At 45.5% G+C, this 15123-nt stretch carries 16 protein-coding genes and 1 riboswitch; of the genes, 13 read left to right on the top strand and 3 right to left on the bottom strand.

What is annotated here, in order from left to right; genetic code table 11:
* The first annotated feature begins 19 nt into the window (after window positions 1-19).
* The 10 genes from DESDE_RS20375 to DESDE_RS20330 all read left to right on the top strand — a co-directional run bounded on the left by DESDE_RS20375 (window position 20) and on the right by DESDE_RS20330 (window position 9201).
* Entirely contained in the window at window positions 20-1348 is a 1329-nt protein-coding gene (locus DESDE_RS20375) for a 4Fe-4S dicluster domain-containing protein (protein ID WP_014795920.1), read from the top strand.
* A 1-nt stretch (window position 1349) separates the two neighbouring features.
* The gene (locus DESDE_RS20370; RefSeq protein WP_014795919.1) at window positions 1350-1898 is read left to right on the top strand and encodes a BMC domain-containing protein; all 549 of its coding nucleotides are present in this window, start codon (window positions 1350-1352) and stop codon (window positions 1896-1898) included.
* A 51-nt stretch (window positions 1899-1949) separates the two neighbouring features.
* Entirely contained in the window at window positions 1950-2612 is a 663-nt protein-coding gene (locus tag DESDE_RS20365) for a cupin domain-containing protein (RefSeq protein ID WP_014795918.1), read from the top strand.
* A gap of 29 nt (window positions 2613-2641) precedes the next feature.
* A complete protein-coding gene (locus DESDE_RS20360; RefSeq protein WP_014795917.1) occupies window positions 2642-3193 on the top strand; it encodes a BMC domain-containing protein in 552 nt (183 codons plus the stop codon).
* 21 nt (window positions 3194-3214) lie between these two features.
* Window positions 3215-4702 (top strand): acetaldehyde dehydrogenase (acetylating), encoded by a 1488-nt coding sequence (locus DESDE_RS20355; protein ID WP_014795916.1) that lies wholly within the window; start codon window positions 3215-3217, stop codon window positions 4700-4702.
* Window position 4703: 1 nt separating this feature from the next.
* Window positions 4704-5345 carry a phosphate propanoyltransferase gene (locus tag DESDE_RS20350; protein ID WP_014795915.1) on the top strand — a complete coding sequence of 214 codons (642 nt, stop codon included), beginning with the start codon at window positions 4704-4706 and terminating at the stop codon, window positions 5343-5345.
* 20 nt (window positions 5346-5365) lie between these two features.
* Complete coding sequence (eutM, locus tag DESDE_RS20345) at window positions 5366-5653, top strand: ethanolamine utilization microcompartment protein EutM (RefSeq protein WP_014795914.1); 288 nt, start codon at window positions 5366-5368, stop codon at window positions 5651-5653.
* Between the two features lie 112 nt (window positions 5654-5765).
* A complete protein-coding gene (locus tag DESDE_RS20340; RefSeq protein WP_014795913.1) occupies window positions 5766-6092 on the top strand; it encodes a thioredoxin family protein in 327 nt (108 codons plus the stop codon).
* Window positions 6093-6409: 317 nt separating this feature from the next.
* The gene (locus DESDE_RS20335) at window positions 6410-8476 is read left to right on the top strand and encodes a methyl-accepting chemotaxis protein (protein WP_014795912.1); all 2067 of its coding nucleotides are present in this window, start codon (window positions 6410-6412) and stop codon (window positions 8474-8476) included.
* Window positions 8477-8655: 179 nt separating this feature from the next.
* The gene (locus tag DESDE_RS20330) at window positions 8656-9201 is read left to right on the top strand and encodes a 2'-5' RNA ligase family protein (RefSeq protein ID WP_014795911.1); all 546 of its coding nucleotides are present in this window, start codon (window positions 8656-8658) and stop codon (window positions 9199-9201) included.
* A 47-nt stretch (window positions 9202-9248) separates the two neighbouring features.
* Here DESDE_RS20330 and DESDE_RS20325 read toward each other — a convergent pair whose 3' ends face one another.
* The gene (locus tag DESDE_RS20325) at window positions 9249-9971 is read right to left on the bottom strand and encodes an MBL fold metallo-hydrolase (protein WP_014795910.1); all 723 of its coding nucleotides are present in this window, start codon (window positions 9969-9971) and stop codon (window positions 9249-9251) included.
* Between the two features lie 131 nt (window positions 9972-10102).
* Between DESDE_RS20325 and DESDE_RS20320 the strand changes: the two genes are divergently transcribed.
* Window positions 10103-10486 (top strand): VOC family protein, encoded by a 384-nt coding sequence (locus tag DESDE_RS20320; protein WP_028305651.1) that lies wholly within the window; start codon window positions 10103-10105, stop codon window positions 10484-10486.
* A 56-nt stretch (window positions 10487-10542) separates the two neighbouring features.
* Here the strand turns inward: DESDE_RS20320 and DESDE_RS20315 are convergent, their stop codons facing one another.
* Window positions 10543-11925 carry an alanine/glycine:cation symporter family protein gene (locus tag DESDE_RS20315; RefSeq protein WP_014795908.1) on the bottom strand — a complete coding sequence of 461 codons (1383 nt, stop codon included), beginning with the start codon at window positions 11923-11925 and terminating at the stop codon, window positions 10543-10545.
* 152 nt (window positions 11926-12077) lie between these two features.
* Window positions 12078-12173, bottom strand: a riboswitch (glycine riboswitch).
* A gap of 504 nt (window positions 12174-12677) precedes the next feature.
* Between DESDE_RS20315 and rnk the strand changes: the two genes are divergently transcribed.
* Together rnk and DESDE_RS20305 are read left to right on the top strand one after the other, a co-directional pair.
* Complete coding sequence (gene rnk / locus DESDE_RS20310; RefSeq protein WP_014795907.1) at window positions 12678-13094, top strand: nucleoside diphosphate kinase regulator; 417 nt, start codon at window positions 12678-12680, stop codon at window positions 13092-13094.
* A 144-nt stretch (window positions 13095-13238) separates the two neighbouring features.
* A complete protein-coding gene (locus DESDE_RS20305; RefSeq protein WP_014795906.1) occupies window positions 13239-14897 on the top strand; it encodes a glutamine--tRNA ligase/YqeY domain fusion protein in 1659 nt (552 codons plus the stop codon).
* Window positions 14898-14958: 61 nt separating this feature from the next.
* On the opposite strand, the gene DESDE_RS22165 is transcribed toward DESDE_RS20305, so the two are convergent.
* Complete coding sequence (locus DESDE_RS22165) at window positions 14959-15117, bottom strand: hypothetical protein (protein WP_014795905.1); 159 nt, start codon at window positions 15115-15117, stop codon at window positions 14959-14961.
* Between the last annotated feature and the right edge of the window lie 6 nt (window positions 15118-15123).

Below are 15123 nucleotides of genomic sequence, written 5' to 3'. Positions count from 1 at the left end.
AAGCTGGAGGTGAGGGAAGTTGGATCTGCTGAATAGGGTTAAGGATGCCGGGGTTATTGGCGCAGGAGGAGCCGGGTTTCCGACTCATGCCAAATTATCTGCCAAGGCAGAATATATCCTGCTGAATGGGGCTGAATGCGAACCGCTGCTGCGGGTGGATCAGCAATTGATGGAACAGTTTCCTGAAGAAATCATTAAAGGACTGGAAGCGGCAGGACGTCATATAGAAGCTCGTAAAGCCGTGATCGGCATCAAAGGGAAGCATCAAGAGGTTATCAGGATACTGCGTGAAAAAATCACGGCTTTAGGGCTGGAAGATTATATGGAAGTCATGGAATTGCGGGATGTCTATCCGGCCGGAGATGAGCAGGTTCTGGTCTATGAGCTGACCAAAAGAGTTGTTCCGGAAGCCTCCATCCCCCTCAAAGTTGGTTGTGTGGTGATCAATTCGGAAACGGCTTTAAATGTTTTCCATGCTTTATCAGGAAAGCCGGTTACAGAAACCTATATCACCCTTGCCGGTGATATTCCCCACCGCTTAACGGTCAAGGTACCAGTGGGCATGGCCATCCGGGATCTGCTCCGACAATGCGGCCTGGAAAATGGGGATGACTATGCGGTGATCGACGGAGGTCCCATGATGGGTTCCCTCATGGACGGGATCGACGGCTATGTCACTAAGAAAAGCAAGGGCTTTATATTGCTTAAAAAGGATCATTTTCTCATCCGCAAAAAATCAGTCAATCTGAACCAAGGACGGGTCATCAGCAAAACAGCCTGTGAACAATGTCGGATGTGTACCGATCTATGCCCCCGCTATCTTTTGGGGCATGATATGCAGCCTCATAAGGTTATGCGGGCTTTAAGCTATGATCTCAAGGATGTGAAGGAACTGCAGATTGCTCAGTTATGCTGTGAATGCAATGCCTGCGAGCTCTTCTCCTGTCCGGCGAATCTCCATCCGAAAACGGTGAATATTTTTTATAAACAAAAACTGGCGGAACAAGGGATTCGCTACCAGCCCACCCAAGTGGAATTCCAACCCCGAGCGGCGAGAAACTATCGTCTGATCCCAAGTAAGCGCCTGGTGGCTAAAATCGGGTTAACCCCTTTTGATCTACCAGCACCTATGGCCCGGATTGAGTTTAAGCCCGCAACGATAGAAATTGGGCTGCGCCAACATATCGGGGCGCCATCCCTTCCCATCGTCAACCTGGGTCAACATGTAGAAGCAGGGCAGATGATCGGCAAAATACCGGAAAACAGTCTCGGAGCCCCGGTCCATGCCAGCCTGGCCGGCACCGTTACTGAGATTAAAGACAATTCTATTGTGATAAAGGTGGGTTAGTATGTATAGAGCAATAGGTATGATTGAGCTTACCAGTGTGGCCAGAGGAATCTATGCGACGGATCAGATGCTCAAAACAGCTTACGTTGATGTGGTCAGTGCAACCCCCGTCTGCCCAGGCAAATACATTGCCATCGTTCAAGGAGATGTGGCGGCCGTCGAGAGTTCGATCAGCACAGGAATAGCTATTTCCGGGGAATATTTAGTGGACAGCTTTGTGCTGCCCAATGTCCATGAAGGAATTTTCCCGGCCATCACGGCTACCACCATGCCGGACGGGACCGGGGCATTGGGAATTATGGAGTCCTTTTCCATGGCCTCCATGATCACAGCCGCCGATGCGGCACTGAAGGCCGCCGATGTCCAGGCTCTGGAGCTGCGCTTAGGAAGCGGGCTGGGCGGCAAAGCCTACTTTACGTTTACTGGGGATGTAGCCGCTGTCGAAGCGGGTGTCGAAGCAGGGAAGGCTGTCGCCATGGAGAAAGGCCTGCTTGTCGATATCGAAGTTATTCCTTCCCCGTCGGATAGATTGTGGATGTCCCTCTACTAATAGTTCAGGGATGGGCTTTTAGCCCCAGCAAGATGGAAAGGAGGTGGGATTTTGAAGAAACTCATTTGTGCTGACGACATTAAGTCAGCAGCAGAAAAGGGGCAAAAAAATTTCTACGTCGAAGGGGGAACGATTGTTACTCCTTCAGCCAGAGATCTGGCTAAAGAATTGGGTGTGGAATTGGCCTGCGCTGCAGCTGCTGCCGGGAATCAAGGGTGCCAACTTAGTGATCCGCAGAAAACAGGGCAGCGGGCAACCGAGTTTAACAGGGATATGATCTATCAAACCATAAAAATGGTCTTGACCAATCACCTTTTAACGGGAGCCGTTGCCCCCGCTGCTCAACCGCCATTTATGGCCGAGGGTGAACCACAAAGCGGATTGAAAATTGTCCGTGGCAGAACAGTGAATTATGTGGACTTTGACACCGGGAAACCGGGTGCTAATGCTGCCTATCGTGAAGTAGTCGGCCAAGACGAGTCTCAAATGAGTGCAGGTTTTTTGACTATTGAAAAATCCAGCTTTGACCGTAAATTGAACTGCGAAGAAATTCAGATCGTTTTGGAAGGAAGCTTGGCAGTTACCATCAATGGTAAGACTTTTGAAGCCTGCCAGGGAGATGTGCTTCACGTACCGAAAGGCTCCCAAGTGACCTGGAGCTCTTCAGGGTATGTCAAAATCTTCTGCGTCACCTACCCAGCAAACCGGGCCTGAATTCAGGTTCAACAAGAGGAGGATAGACTATGCAGGCTCTTGGCCTTATTGAGACACGAGGACTCCTTCCTGCCATTGAATGTGCAGATGTCATGCTCAAAACGGCGCAAGTTGAACTTGTGAGTAGGGCTTTTGTCGGCGGCGGTCTGGTGACCCTATCTGTAACCGGTGATGTGGGAGCGGTGAAAGCTGCCGTAGAGGCGGGAGCCAGCGCGGTTGCCAAGCTGAACCCTTTGCTGCTGGTCTCACAGCATGTTATTCCCAGACCTCATCAGGAGATCGCAGGGATAATCGGCCCCAACCCCGCTGAAAAGCAGGCGCTTCCTATGCTGCAACAAGAAAAAGTAAATTTGCTTCCGAGTTTTGATCAAACAACCACTAAAAAGGAAATTGATCAGGTTGTGCAAGAATTTGGCCTTGAACAATGCGTGGATGCCCTGAAATCTCTCCCCGTCTTAAAGCTCCGCAATCTGGCCAGAGAATACAAAGGACTTGCCATAGCAGGAAGAGCCATATCCAAAGCCAATAAAGATGACCTTATCCAGCAATTAAAAAGGTATTACGACCAAAAACAGGAATGACGGCGGAGGGAGGAAGAGTAAGTGCTTAACTTTGATTATGATTTACAATCTGTGCAAGAGACCAGACATCTTGCCCGTCAGGCCAAACAAGCCCAGACTGAACTGGCACAATTCAATAGCGAGCAGATTGATCAAATCATTCGTAATATGGTGAAAACAGCGGAGGAAAATGCAGTTTCTCTGGCCAAGTTAGCGGTGGAAGAAACAGGGTTTGGCAAAGTAGAGGATAAGATCTTTAAAAATCGCTTTGCCTCCACGGAACTCTATCAATTTATCAAGCCGATGCAAACCATCGGGGTCATTAAGGAAGACAAGATCAATAAAGTCCTGGAGATTGCTGAACCGGTGGGGCTGCTTATGGGGATCGTCCCCTCAACCAATCCCACCTCCACTACCATCTATAAATCGATTATTGCCATTAAATCCCGCAACGGAATTGTGTTCTCGCCCCATCCTTCGGCCTTGCAATGCACTCTGCAAGCCGCCAAATTGATGAATGATGCGGCAGTGGCGGCCGGAGCTCCGGCGAATATCATCGGCTGTATTGCCAAGCCGTCCATGAATGCAACCAATGAACTTATGAAATGCGATGAAGTCGCAATGATCATTGCCACAGGCGGTTCAGCTATGGTCAAGGCGGCCTATAGTGCGGGAAAACCGGCACTGGGTGTAGGCCCGGGAAATGTTCCCGCTTATATAGAAAGAACGGCCGATATTCCCAAAGCAGTCAGAAATATTATCGCCAGCAAAACCTTTGATAATGGTACTATCTGTGCTTCCGAGCAATCGGTAGTGGTTGAAGGATGCATTCGCAACCAGGTTATGGAAGAGTTCAGACGCCAAGGCGGCTACTTTATGAACCCTGAGGAAACAGAGAAAGTGGGCCGGAAACTGTTTACCAGAGGCCATGCTATGAACGCCAAAATGGTGGGGAGATCCGCCGCAGATATCGCAGCCGGTGCCGGAATTTCCATTCCCCCGGGTACAAAAGTGCTGCTGGGAGAGCAACAGGGAGTCGGTGAGGGATATCCACTCTCCTATGAAAAACTGACTACGGTGCTGGCCTTTTACACTGTCCAAGATTGGCATGAAGCATGTGATCTATGTATGAAATTACTCAATAATGGAGGGGTGGGCCACAGCCTTTCCATTCATACGGAAACCCCGGAAATGGCCATCAAATTTGCAGAAAAGCCCGTCTTCAGGATTTTGGTCAATACCTCATCCAGCCAAGGTGGTGTAGGAGCAAGCACAGGGCTGGCACCCTCCTTTACTTTAGGCTGCGGTACTTGGGGAGGAAGTGCAACCTCAGATAATGTAACTCCTATGCACTTGATTAATATTAAACGTGTAGCCTATGGAATCAAAGACTTTACAGGCAACGCAGGTGCTCCCCATTCAACCTGGGAGGCGCACCAGGGAGGTTCTGGCGGCACTGTCAGTGAAGAGCGGATTCAGGCCCTTGTCAATGAAGTCATGTCGCTGTTGAAACAAAGGGGTGATTGCTAAAGTGGGAAAGTATGACGCTTTAGTGGAACTTCTGCTGGAAGTGGTCAAAGAAGGGGGGGATATAAAACAGGAGGACTATTCCATACCTGTGGGAATATCTAACCGGCATATTCATCTATCCAGAAACGATGTGAACGCCCTGTTTGGCGAGGGATACCCATTGACAAAGATCAAGGATTTGTCCCAACCCGGGCAATATGCCTGCAAGGAAACTCTGACCATTTGCGGGCCCAAAGGGGCGATTGAAAATGTTCGTATTCTTGGACCGGAGCGCCAGGAGTCCCAGGTGGAGATACTCAAAACAGACTGTTTCAAGCTTGGTCTTAAGGCACCTGTAAAACTGTCCGGGGAGCTGCAGGGAACACCGGGAATCACTCTCGTAGGTCCTAAAGGAAGTATTCTTCTTGGCCAAGGTGTGATCATTGCCCAGCGGCATATTCATATGTCTCTGGAGAATGCCCAACGCTTCGGCGTAAGGGATGGAGAACTGGTAACGATTCAAATAAGCGGGCTGCGTGGGGGAACTTACGCCAATGTAGCCGTAAGAGCCAACACTACCTCGCAGCTTGAATGTCATATCGACACAGATGAAGCCAATGCGATGGAGCTTGCCCCCACTTCAAAAATAACAATAGTAAAATGAAATTTTAGGAGGAAACAATCATGAGTAAAACAGAAGCTTTAGGATTAATTGAGACCAAAGGTTTAGTAGGAGCTATCGAAGCCGCCGATGCTATGGTTAAAGCCGCTAATGTCTATCTTATCGGCCGCGAATTTGTCGGCGGTGGTTTAGTAACCGTTATGGTAAGAGGGGATGTCGGTGCTGTCAAGGCAGCAACCGATGCCGGAGCTGCTGCTGCTCAGCGGGTTGGCGAGCTCATCTCCGTCCATGTCATCCCCCGTCCCCACAGTGACGTGGAAATGATTCTCCCTGCCAAAAAAGAAGGTTAAGACGTATTAGAAACTCAATAAGACGAAGGTCGGCTCTCTCTTGGGGAGACCTTGGCCTTCGTCTGTTTTGAATCAAGGTGACTGCAGAATTAAAGTATGAGGAGTGTAAAAAATGTCTTTAAAAAAACTGGATACCAATATGTTTGAGCAGCTTATTTACGATGAAGGAAGAGCTTGCTTGGTGATGTTTTCCAGGAAGAACTGTCATGTCTGTCAAAAAGTTATTCCGGTATTAGAAGAGTTGCGTCTAAATTATGAAGAAAGTTTTGGCTTTTATTATGTGGATGTGGAAGAGGACAAAGCATTATTCCAACGATTCTCATTAAAGGGCGTTCCCCAGATTCTTTACTTTAAAGATGGAGAATATAAAGGCAAAATGGCCGGCGATGTGGAAGATGACGAAGTCGAACAGATGATCGCCGATGTGCTTGAGGACTAATTAAAAATTCTTTAGGATTAGCTGAACATAGGCACTCAGTCCCGCGAATAGAGTCCGGTTATAACCAGATCTTGACCAATCAGTAGCGTGCCTCCCTTCCTTGAAGGATATTGAGGCACATTTTTACATATCTTCGTTTATTCCAGAGGCCTTAATTCAATCATTCTCAGGATAGGAAAATCCGTACCACAGCTACTGAAAGTGTTCACATGGACTTGCTCTATTAACCGACATAATGTCTAAGCTGTCAGAATAGTTCGCGTGTCGCCTTAACTTAGCCAACAACCAGTGGAATTTTTAATATGGAGGATTAGATGATGCAGTTCAAGAGTATTCGAACCCAATTTTTAACCATTTCGATCATGATTGTCTTAAGTGCCTTAGTTATTGTTGGTGGTATTACTTGTTATAAGGTAATTCAGCAATCGAAAGATGACTACCTTAATTACTCCAACGAACAAATGAAAATAGCTGAGCAATCTATTAAGATATTTTATGATCAGATTGATAAAAACATCAATATGATGGCCACCCATCCCCTGGTCATGGCAGCGGCAGAAAGCAATATTACGTCTTACACCAACAGTATGGAAAAGGTGCAAATGACGCCTTCCCAAAATGGCGGGGTGGAACAAGAAATTTACGAAATCTTCGAGCACTATGCCGCCAGCCATCCAGGGACAATGTATGTTTATTTCGGTACGGAAGAGGGCGCTTACCTGCAGTGGCCGGAAGCCCCCATACCTGTTGAGAAATTTTATCCTCCCGAGAAAGGCTGGTACAAAACCGGTCTAGGCGGCAATGGAGCCATTGTGAGAACTGAGCCCTATCTTGATCCTATGTCCAATACAATGATTACGAGCAATGTGCGCTCGTTTACGGATGCCAACGGTAAGCTGGTCGGAACTCTGGGAATTGATGTGCAACAGTCGGTCATAAGCGATATGCTAAATTCAATGAAGACTGGAAAAACCGGATATTCGATGATTGTTCACACCACGGGAGTTATTTTAGCCGATGGCAGTAACCCCGAAAATAACTTTAAAAAATTAGATGAGATTAACATCCCAGGACTGGAGAAGCTGGGATCTGATGATTTAGCTCCTTTTGATGTAACGATTGACGGAGTAAAATACATAGTTAATCCTCATAAAGTCGACGGAACAGATTGGATTTTAGCGTCCTTAATGTCCGAGAAAGAGTTGACCCAGGGGGCGAACGGGGTGGCCTTAATGATGCTGGGGGTCTCCGTACTTATGCTGTTCATCACTATTGCCTTGATTACCATAACAGCCAATAAAATCACGACTCCCATCAAAAAGTCGGCTCAGTATTTGGACCTTGTGGCAAGCGGGGACTTTTCCCAGGAAATCGCCCCCCGATTTCTGGCCAGAAAAGATGAGGTGGGGTCAATTACCAACGCCATTAACGATATGAAGAATTCGATTAAGCAGTTGGTCAACAGTATCAAGAATGAATCGGTTGCTATTGAAGAAGAAGTGTATGCTGTCATGGATAATGTGGTGGATCTCAGCAAGAGCCTGGAAGAGATTTCTTCTACTACCGGAGATGTGGCGGCAAGTACGGAAGAAACATCGGCAGCATCGGAAGAAATGTCGGCGACGACCCAGGAAATTGAAAAAGCAGTGCAGTTAATCGCCGGCAAATCTCAGCAAGGGGCAATCTCGTCCAAGGAAATCACCCAGAGAGCGGAAGATACTAAGAAAAATGTCAATGCGGCACAGAAGAAAGCCGCCGATATATTTGTTGATACCCAAGTAAAATTGGAAAAGGCAATTGTTGAATCCAAGGTTGTCAGTCAAATTGATTTATTGACGGATGCCATCATGCAGATCACCGAGCAAACCAACTTACTGGCCCTAAATGCCGCGATTGAAGCGGCAAGAGCCGGTGAAGCCGGAAGAGGATTCTCGGTTGTCTCAGAGGAAATCAGAAAACTTGCCGAACAATCAAAAGGAGCGGTTATGCAAATACAGGAAGTTACCACCAAGGTAACCAGTGCTGTCGATAATCTCTCACAAAGTTCGAACGGCCTGCTTTCTTTCATGTCTGTAGATGTCAATAATGACTATCAAGTTATGCTGAATGTAGCAGAGCAATACAGCCAAGATGCCAATTTCGTAGACGAGCTGGTAGCCGATTTTAGCGCTACCACGGAGCAGCTTCTGGTGTCTATCCAAAACATTTCCGATGCCATCGGCGGGGTAGCCCAAGCTGCCAACAGTGGTGCCATCGGCACGGCGGATATTGCCAATCAGTCGGCAGAAGTAAGCATCAAATCCAATGAAGTTGAAGATCAGATTCTCAGAGCTAAGGAAAGCGTCAATAAATTGCAAGAAGAAATCAAGCGGTTCAAAGTGTAGTTTACAGACTGCAAGAGATATACGTCCGTTACTCTTATACAGCAAGTTAAACTTAAATCTAAAAAATTTTAAGCCAGATATTCATATAGGCTGTGAATGTCTGGCTTTTTGTTTGGGCTTGCAATTATTATTGGTGCGTTTTAAAGTAGAAGGAGCAATAATCTATGGAGAGGTATTGAATGAGCTATGCAATTAATCTCTACTTCAATGAAGAAGCAGAACAATCCATAATGAGAATATGGGAGTCATTAGCTCTCTTGAATATTGGCAAATGCATGTCCTGCACCAACGGCAGGCCCCATATCACCTTAGCTATATATAATGATCTGGACTTGACCAAGGCCAAAGAAATGATCAATGCTCTGGCTCAAGCAGTTCATTCCTTTAAGTTGGCATTTCTTCAAATCGGGATTTTTCCACTTCATAAGGGAACCATCTTTTTGACCCCTAACCTAACCGACGATCTGTTTCAAGTTCATAGAATGCTCCATGATGCCTTCTCAGCTTGGGAAGAGGAAGGCTGGGACTATTACAAACCCCAGATTTGGCATCCCCATTGCACCCTTTCCATGGAGACTCCAGTGGAGGAGATACCCAAGATGCTGGAAGAGATCTTAAAGGATTTTCAATCCATCGAGGTGACTATTGAATCCATAGGGATGGCTTCGTTGGATCCAATTGAGTATTTATGTGAATTTCCCCTGAATAAACATGAGGAACAGTAAGAAATTCATAGATACTGTATAAACCTTAAACGGCCCTAATAGGGCGATCAGATGGCAAAGTGCTGATTGCTTTGGGTGATTCCTAAAATTTCAGTGGAGGAAGAGGCCATTTTTTCCACAAAGGATTGAATGGATTTATAATCCTCTCCGAAATGCATGGGAACAAGGACTTGAGGATTGATCTCCTGAATAAAATACTCCGCTCCTATAGAATAATACTGTTCAAGTCGGGGATCCACAGGGAAGAAGGCAATATCAATCCTTTCTTCTTTTATTTTGGCGATTTCTTCTTTGAACATTTTTTCTGCCCAAAGGATATCTTCTTGGGGTTCTCCCCACCAGTGCCACCAGTTGAGGTCTCCGGCATGGAAGAGATGAATCCCTTCCTTTACGTCCAGTTCCACAAGAAAAGAGATTCCCACATCGGTAGATCCATAGGTCCTAATCTTCAGGTCATCCCTATGAACTTCTTCATAAGGGGATAAGAAAATAAGATTCTCTTGGACTTGAGGCAGTTGAGGATGGCCTTGAATATCCGAGCTGAGAATATAATGAATGTCGGGGTATTGGCTTTGCCACTGGAAGATTTCAGGATTATAATGATCCGGGTGGACATGGGAGGAAAAAACAGTGATCCTTTTATTGCTTGGAAATTGGACTTGACCCTGATAATAGTCAAAGACCAGGAAGTCCCGATCGGTTTCCACTGTGAAACCGCTGTGATGGATATACTCAATACGAAGTTCTAGCTTTTCTAGCGGAGCGTTCATTAAATCACCTCATACTAAAATGATCTGCAGGTTTGTGTTCTCTATAAAAAATTACTATAATATGGATAGATATGCAAGACAAAGGGAAGAGTCTAGTCGTTAATTCTATGAAAAGTAAAGAAAAAAAGGGGATGATTCTGATGAAATTTATATTTACTCACAATAATATCAATGTGCTGAACCTGGAAAAAAGCCTTAAGTTTTATGATGAGGCATTGGGGTTAAAAGAAGTCAAACGTATAGCTCCGGAGAGCGGGGAATTTATTCTTGTCTATCTGGGTGATGGGGTAACCGCCCATACTTTAGAACTTACATGGTTAAGGGATCGAACGGAACCCTATAATCTGGGCGAGAATGAATTTCATCTGGCTTTAACGGTGGATGATTTCCAAGCAGCTCATGAACATCATAAAAAAATGGGATGCATCTGCTATGAAAATGAAGCTATGGGTATCTATTTTATCAATGATCCGGACAACTACTGGGTGGAGATTCTTCCTAGTTCAATGGGATAAAGTATGCAAAAGCACCTCTCCGTACCGGAGAGGTGTCTTGCAATCTGTTTATTGACTTACTTATTCTGAATCACAGGAATGGGCTCTTCAGAAGCTTCATCCAGACGATCTTCCCATAAGTACTTCTTGGTTTCGGAGACAATAACTCCGCTTAAGAGGAGGAGTGCCACCAGGTTTGGAATAGCCATCATAGCATTCATCGCGTCCGCTAAATCCCAGACGAATTGAAGGGTTACCAAAGAACCGGCTAAAACGGCGAGAACCCAGAGGAGGCGGTAAGGAAGGATTCCTTTTTTACCGAAGAGATATTCTACAGCTCTTTCACCATAATAAGACCAACCAAGGATAGTGGAGAAAACGAAAGTCAGAAGACCAAAAGTTAAAACGATGGGACCAATTACCGGAATTTGATTAAAAGCCATGGAAGTCAAATCGCCGCCTTTTAACCCTTCGGCAGCAGTCGGGTTGCTAATGACACTGCTAACGACGACAAGACCGGTCATTAAGCAGACAACAACGGTATCCCAGAAGGTTCCCGTAGCGGATACGAGAGCTTGACGGACAGGGTTCCTGGTTTGAGCAGCCGCAGCTACGATGGGAGCAGAACCTAAACCGGACTCATTGGAGAAAAGCCCTCGGGCAATCCCGTAACGGGCAGCCATGATAATGCTGGCACCGATGAATCCGCCGCCGGCAGCCGTTGGGGTGAAAGCTGATTTACAGATCAAGACAACGGCTGGCCAGACATATTGAGAATTCATAATCAGGATAATGATACAACCAAGGACATAAGCAATCGCCATAAAGGGAACAAATTTTTCACAGACCCGAGCGATCCATTTTACGCCGCCGATAATAACAACCCCTGTGAGGGCAGCTAAGATAACGCCTGTCAAGATAGGGTTGATATTGAATTGAGTATCCAGCATAACGGAAATAGAGTTAGCTTGAGTCATATTACCAATACCAAAGGCGGCAATGGAAGTAAAGATACAGAAGAGTACAGCCAGCCACTTCTGTCCCAGGCCTCTTTCCAAAGCATACATAGGACCACCCAGCATGGTGCCGTCAGCGGTTTTAACCCGATATTTCACCGCCAATAAGGCTTCGCCATATTTTGTGGCAATCCCGAAGACCCCGGTAAGCCAGCACCAAAGTACTGCACCGGGACCTCCCAAAGCCACGGCCGTAGCTACTCCGACGATATTACCGGTTCCGATGGTAGCGGCGAGAGCGGTAGTTAGAGCTCCGAATTGACTCACATCACCGGTAGCATCAGGATCCTTAGTAAGTGATAATTTAATCCCTTTAAAAATGTACCTTTGAATACCACGAGTACGGAAAGTAAGGAATAAGTGCGTACCAAAAAGTAAAACAAGAATAGGTGGACCCCAGAGATAGCCGTTCAACCAGACAATAAAACTGTGCAAGGCCTCCATTGTGTTTTTCCTCCTTTAATCTCTTTCTCTGTATACTGCAATCTCCAGAATAAAATTGCTTTATATATAAAAAGAGTCAATCCTTAAGATTGACTCTGAATATTCGGACAATTTCCACAAAAGCAAGAGATTGCTCCATAGCAGGCAGTCCCTATTGCTTCTCTGTCCTTTTGCCTGAGAGATTTAACAACACATCATTGTATTGCCCCTTCGGCGCCCTAAATTAGAGTCTCTCCAGAGTGCTGTCAATTTACGGTCCCTAACTCATTCTAGTCACCTGAAAGTTTCAACTTCTTCGGCGGGCCTAAGCCCTTCTCCCGTAAATTTCATCCAGCATTCCCTATGCAATTTTCATAGATTCGAAATATCTCACAGGAGATTCTCGAATTTATTTATAATTATAAGTATCGCTCCCATTTTATTCAAGAATTATTTTGGGAATAATACTCGAATAACAGGTGATTAATGTAGTATTTTTACAGAATTTTGGTTTGTAAATCAGGGAGCTTCAGACTTGGAACAGGCTAAGGCAGGTGATGTATAGACATTCATATCCTATCGACTAACATTTACTTATTATAGAAAATAGGTTATAATTAAAATGATTTAGCGATTTCTCCCTTATTGAATTACATAAATTTTTAAAAGCGGCTATCTGGCGATAGTCGCTCTATGTTTAGCATGTTAAAAGGTGTGTATTTGCTGGGGCCAGCACAATTTGTTCATCATTAGAAAAGGAAGGTTCAGGAGAAATGAGTAGAAAGATCAGTATTACAGCTGTGGATCGTGAGCGTCTGCTAAAACTTATCAATAAAGAAAGAGAGTTTGGCACCGCCAAAAACAAGGATTACTTAAAAGATCTTGAGCATGAGTTAAATGGGGCAGATGTGGTGCCCTCGGAAGGAATTCCTTCGAATGCCATAACTATGAATTCGAAGATATTACTGAAGGATCTGGAGACGGGTGAAGAAACCATCTATACCTTAGTATATCCTGAAGATGCGGATCTTTTAGAGGATAAGATTTCGATTCTTGCCCCTGTGGGGACGGCTATTCTTGGCTATCGGGAAGGAGATATCATCGACTGGAAAGTTCCCGGCGGTGTTGTCCGGCTTAAGGTGGAAAAGCTCCTTTATCAGCCTGAGGCTTCAGGAGACTACGATCTCTAAGAATGAAGTGGGTGAAGGACAGAGATTCGGGTAACACTACTGGAGAGGTCTTTACCTTGCGGTGCTCCTTCATGGACATCTGATTATAGAATAGTGGTATAGATTAATATAGGATAAGACATTCCGTAGGAAAGGTTGATATTCGTGGATAATGAGAATAAGTCTTCCAATTTTTTACGCAGCATTATCCTTGAGGATTTACGAGAGGGAAAAGTAGAAGGAGTCACTACACGGTTTCCCCCCGAGCCCAATGGTTATTTGCATATTGGACATGCCAAATCTATTTGTTTGAACTTTAGCTTAGCTGGTGAATTCAAAGGAAAAACCAATTTAAGGTTTGACGATACGAACCCGGTTAAGGAAGATACAGAATATGTAGAGTCTATCAAAGAAGATGTCAAGTGGCTGGGGTTTGAATGGGATAACCTCTTTTTTGCCTCGGATTATTTTGATGAGATGCACAAGCGAGCCCTTCTTCTCATCAAAAAAGGCAAAGCTTATGTCTGTGACTTATCTGCCGAGGAGATTAGAAAAAGCCGCGGCACTCTGACAGAGGCCGGTAAGGAAAGTCCTTATCGCGATCGCAGCGCGGAAGAGAACCTGGAGCTCTTTGAGAGAATGCGTCAAGGTGAATTTAAGGACGGAGAGAAGGTTCTCCGGGCTAAAATTGACATGTCCTCTCCCAACATCAATATGCGGGATCCCGTTCTCTATCGGATCGCTCATGCCACTCATCATAATACAGGGGATACATGGTGCATCTACCCTATGTATGATTATGCCCACCCTTTAGAGGATGCTATAGAGGGTATAACCCACTCTATATGTACTTTAGAATTCGAAGATCATCGCCCTTTATATGATTGGGTCGTTCGGGAATGCGAGATGGAGCATGTCCCGCATCAATATGAATTTGCCCGCCTGAATATGACTAATACGGTAATGAGCAAGCGTAAACTAAAGCAGCTGGTGGATGAAAAGGTGGTGGACGGCTGGGATGATCCCAGAATGCCGACCATTTCCGGGCTGCGCCGTCGGGGCTATACTCCTGAGGCCATCCGCAATTTTGCCCAAGCTATTGGTGTGGCCAGAGCGGACAGTGTGGTGGATTCCAAAATGCTGGAGCACTTTATTCGGGAAGATCTGAAGCTCAAAGTGCCCCGGCCCATGGCTGTCATCCGTCCCTTGAAAGTGGTCATTACCAACTACCCTGAAGGCCAAGTGGAAATCCTGGATGCAGATAATAATAAAGAGAATCCTGAGATGGGAAAACGCAAAATCCCTTTCTCCCGGGAAATTTATATCGAGCAGGAGGATTTCATGGAAGTCCCTCCGCCGAAGTACCACCGGCTTTACCCAGGTAATGAAGTCCGCTTGATAGATGCCTATTTTATTAAATGTGAAGAGGTCATTAAGGACGATGAGGGCAATATCTTGGAAATTCATTGCACCTATGATCCGGAAACAAAAAGTGGTACAGGATTTGCCGGCCGCAAGGTTAAGGGGACCATTCATTGGGTAGAAGCCACCCAGGCAGTGCCGGCAGAATTTCGCCTCTATGATGTGTTAATTCAGGATGATGTGGTGGAGGAAGAAGGCAAGACCTTTCTGGATTATATTAATCCCAACTCTTTGGAAGTATGGCAAGGGTTTGTGGAGCCCCATATGAAAGAGGCCAAACCTCAAGATAAATTCCAGTTCCCCCGTCACGGATACTTTAATGTGGATCCGAAATATACTACCCCGGAAAACTTAGTTTTTAACTTGATTGTTTCCTTAAAGAGCTCCTTTGTCATAAAATAACTGTGAATAGAAAAATAGTCACGATTCAGTGTTCGTGACTATTTTTTATTCACTATCAGGGTTATTTTTTCTCTTTGTAAAGGATCATCACATAATGCTCTAAAAAAGCTTTCCATTGGATTTCGATGATTTCGATTTTACCTTCATTCTCTTGCAAGAAGGCATTCATTTTTTTCTCCAGCCCTTCTTGCCGAAAGGACTGGATGATTTTTACTCTCATTCTATT

This window comes from Desulfitobacterium dehalogenans ATCC 51507, assembly GCF_000243155.2.
GTDB classification, from domain to species: domain Bacteria; phylum Bacillota; class Desulfitobacteriia; order Desulfitobacteriales; family Desulfitobacteriaceae; genus Desulfitobacterium; species Desulfitobacterium dehalogenans.
This window is presented reverse-complemented; position numbering and strand designations above follow the sequence as displayed.